A 3,458-nucleotide genomic window follows, 5' to 3' on the forward strand; every position below is an offset into this window, starting at 1 on the left:
GCCCTCCCCCGCCCTGAGGCGCGGCGACTACTTCTTCTGGGGGTCTTTCGGCGGGTCGGTCGTCACGTCCAGACCGCCCTTCTTCGTCTCGTACTGGTTGCCCGGGCCGTGCTTCGCGTCGGGCAGAATCACCTGGAACCCGTAGAGGCCCGTGGCGCACGTCAGCGTCACGGAGTTCTCGCTGTTGGAAGCGGCCAGGGAGCCGTTGTTCAGGAAGAACGGGCCGGGCGCATTGAGACACGTCCCGTCGGGGAACTTCACCTCGGCGGACACGACGCCATCCAGGGTGAACGTCACCTCGTCGCCGTGACGGACGCGGGCCTCTTCCGGGGTGGGTCCTGTCGACTGAATCCTGATGACGATATTGGCCATGGGCCGTGGCTCCTTCTGTGGGTTGGACTAACTGTCTGCGGCAACAGACTGCAGACACCGTACCAGCGCGCGCCGACCCGCGGCTCGCTCGGAAACACCGTCCGGGCCCGCGGCGACGAGGAAGAATGGACGCGTCAACGACGTGTCATGCCCGAGGGCTGACGCGTCCACTCAGGCGTCCGACAGCCCCAGCTCGCGCACGCGGCGCTGCAGGGCGCGGCGGGAGACCTCCAGCCGCTGCACCATCTTGTCCAAATCACCCTCGCACTCCTGGAAGCAGCGGGTGATTTCCTCCGGGCTCAAATCCCGCGCGGTGCGGATGAGCGAGCTCTTGTCGATGAGCACGTAGACGGAGGGGCGCGGAATGCCGAGGAAATCCGCGGTGGCCTTCAAGTCCCACGAGCAGGCGCGCAGCGCCTCCAAGAGCTCGTTCTCCCCCACTTCGGATGGCTTGCGCCGGGACGACTTCGCCTCGGCGGCTTCGGGCACGCCCGGAGCGGGCACCGCCAGTACCTTGCCCGGCACGGGCAGCGACTCCGCGTCCAGCGTCTGCTCCAGCCGCGAGTCGATGCGCAGGCCCGGCAGGCCCCGGCTGCCGATGACGAGCTGCCGGGTGACGTTGCGAAGCTGCCGGACGTTGCCGGGCCACGCGTAGCGCACCAGCCGGACGGCGACGGCCGCCGGAAGCCAGGGCTGCGCGCGCGGATCCGTGGAGGCCAGCCGCCACGTCTCGCCCGTCGTCTCCAGCTCCTGGCGCGCGAAGTGGAGGAACAAGAGGCCAATGTCCTCGCGCCGCTCGCGCAACGCGGGCACCCGCAGCTCGAAGCCCGCCAGCCGGTGCAGGAGCGGCGCCTTGAACAGGCGCTCTTCGATTCGCGCCTCCAGATTCGAGTCCGTGGCGGCGACCATCCGCACGTCCACGGGCACCGGCGTGTGGCCGCCCACCGGGTACACCTCGCCCGTCTCCAGCACGCGCAGGAGCGCCGCCTGCACCTCGGGGGGCGCCTCGCCCACCTCGTCCAGGAACAGGGTGCCGCCGTGCGCGGCACGGAAGAAGCCCTCGCGATCTCTACTGGCGCCCGTGTACGCGCCCCGCTGCGCGCCGAACAGCTCCGCGGCCACCAGCTCCTTGGAGAGCGCGCCCAGGTTGACGCTGACGAAGGGCCCCGCGCGACGCGGGCCGTTGTCGTGGATGGCGCGAGCCACCAGCTCCTTGCCCGTGCCCGTCTCGCCCCGGATGAGCACCGGCACCTGGAGGTCCGCCACCCGGAGGATGTCCTCGCGAAGCTGCCGGATGCCCTCGCCCTGGCCCACGAGCCCCAGGTCCTTGGTGAGCACATCCCCACCCGAGGAGGCCAGGTGCAGCAGCAGCACCACGCGCTCGGCCAGCACCAGCGGCACGCCCGCGACGAGCTCCTCCTGGGTGAACTCCCGGCCCCCGGCCACCGACTCCCCGGCCACCCAGACCTGGGTGCCGTCCTCCGGCACCAGCAGGCGCAGACCGCCGTTGGAGCCCGGCTCGAAGAGCACCGGCGTCCGGCTGAGGAAGGGGTCTCCCAGGGGCAGCGCCAGGAGCCCTCCCGGACGGGAGAAGTCCGGCGCGTTGCGCGACAGGGCCGCCGTGCGGCCCACGCTCGCGAGCACCTCCAGCAACAGCCGCTCACCGATGCGCTGGGGATGCGGATGCGACACGACCGTCAAGGCCGGCACGCTCCGCGGGGCCTGCGCGGACTTGCCCTTCGTATGGACGGCGGTGGTCGACATGTCGGCGGCAAGCTTCTGCTGCATGAGCTGGTTCGATTTCCAGGTCTTCCAGTCTATCAGCCTACACCGGCCTGGGACGGGGAGATCAGCCGAGGCCCCTCAACCGTCCGCGAACCCACGCTCACGAGGCAGGCCCTCGGAGGCTCGCCAGCCAGCGGCTTTCGGGCACCCCGTTCCGAGGAAGCGGAAAGGGGTGAGGCCCCGAGAGGCCCCCCACGCGGTGGAGGCTGTCCACCGCGTGCGGGGGCTATGGGTCTCAGGGCGTCGGGCCCGTCGAGTCCGCGGGCGGAGGCGCCGCGGGGCTCGCGTCCTCTTCCGGCGCGCTGCCCGTCGCGGGCGCGGCGGCCTTGTCGGGAGACGTCGGGGCGGAGGGCCGCTTGGGACCGGCCGCGGCGCGGGCCTGCTCACGGGCGCGCTGGGCGATCTTCGGCGTGGGCGCGAGAATCATGAACATCAGGCGCCCTTCCATCCGCGGGGCCTGCTCCACCACCGCGACGTCCTTCAGGTCCTTCGCCACGTCGTCGAGGATGGCGGTGCCCTGCTCCTTGTGCGTGATTTCACGCCCGCGGAACTGGATGACCACCTTCGCCTTGTTGCCATCTTCGATGAAGCCGCGGGTGTTGCGGACCTTGAACTCGTAGTCGTGGTCCTCCGTCTTGGGACGGAGCTTCACTTCCTTGAGGTGCACGATGAGCTGGGCGCGCTTGGCTTCCGCCGCCTTCTTCTTCTCCTCGTACTTGAACTTGCCGTAGTCCATGATCTTGCAGACTGGCGGCTGGGCCATCGGGCTGACCTCGACGAGGTCGAGACCTTCCGAGCGGGCCTTGTCGAGCGCGGCCTCGAGCGGCATGACTCCGAGCTGTGAGCCATCGGAGCCGACCACCCGGACTTCACGGGCGCGGATGCGGCGATTGGTTCTCTGGTCGCGGCTCCCGCCGCGGTTGCCTCTTTGATCCCTAAGAATGTGACGCTCCTGCGAAAGGGTGGAAGGACCTGCTGTCCCAAGGGTGGGCAGGTCGCTGAGTTACGGCATGGGGTGGGTCGACGCGTACGGCGGGCGGCCCGCCCCTCTGACACTCGCGCACGGTGCGTGCCTCTCCGTGCGACACTTCGAATCTAATCGCCCCCCTGCCCCCAGAGAAAGGGAGCAAGCGGGAAGACACGTCCCAGGGGCGAGGACTAGCCCACCGGCGGACATAACACCAGGGCCCCTTCCTTGCCCCGGAATCCCACCCTGGGTCAGCCATTGGACGAAGCGCGGCGGGCCCTCCACGCCTCCCGGCCCTGCCCCCACAGCTCCACGGAGACGTTCTCCATGGGGG

3 protein-coding genes are annotated in these 3,458 nt (G+C 70.0%); all 3 read right to left on the reverse strand.

Translation table 11 applies throughout. The features are described from left to right. Positions 1-27: 27 nt before the first annotated feature. The 3 genes from HUW62_RS46275 to infC all read right to left on the reverse strand — a co-directional run bounded on the left by HUW62_RS46275 (position 28) and on the right by infC (position 3,100). Positions 28-372 carry a hypothetical protein gene (locus tag HUW62_RS46275; RefSeq protein WP_163869110.1) on the reverse strand — a complete coding sequence of 115 codons (345 nt, stop codon included), beginning with the start codon at positions 370-372 and terminating at the stop codon, positions 28-30. Positions 373-543: 171 nt separating this feature from the next. Then, positions 544-2,160, reverse strand: coding sequence for a sigma 54-interacting transcriptional regulator (locus tag HUW62_RS46280; protein ID WP_163869111.1), 1,617 nt, complete (start codon positions 2,158-2,160; stop codon positions 544-546). A gap of 232 nt (positions 2,161-2,392) precedes the next feature. Then, positions 2,393-3,100, reverse strand: a complete 708-nt coding sequence (gene infC / locus HUW62_RS46285) for a translation initiation factor IF-3 (protein WP_163869228.1) — start codon at positions 3,098-3,100, stop codon at positions 2,393-2,395. Between the last annotated feature and the right edge of the window lie 358 nt (positions 3,101-3,458).

This window comes from Myxococcus sp. AM011 (genome assembly GCF_013372595.1).
Lineage (GTDB): Bacteria > Myxococcota > Myxococcia > Myxococcales > Myxococcaceae > Myxococcus > Myxococcus eversor.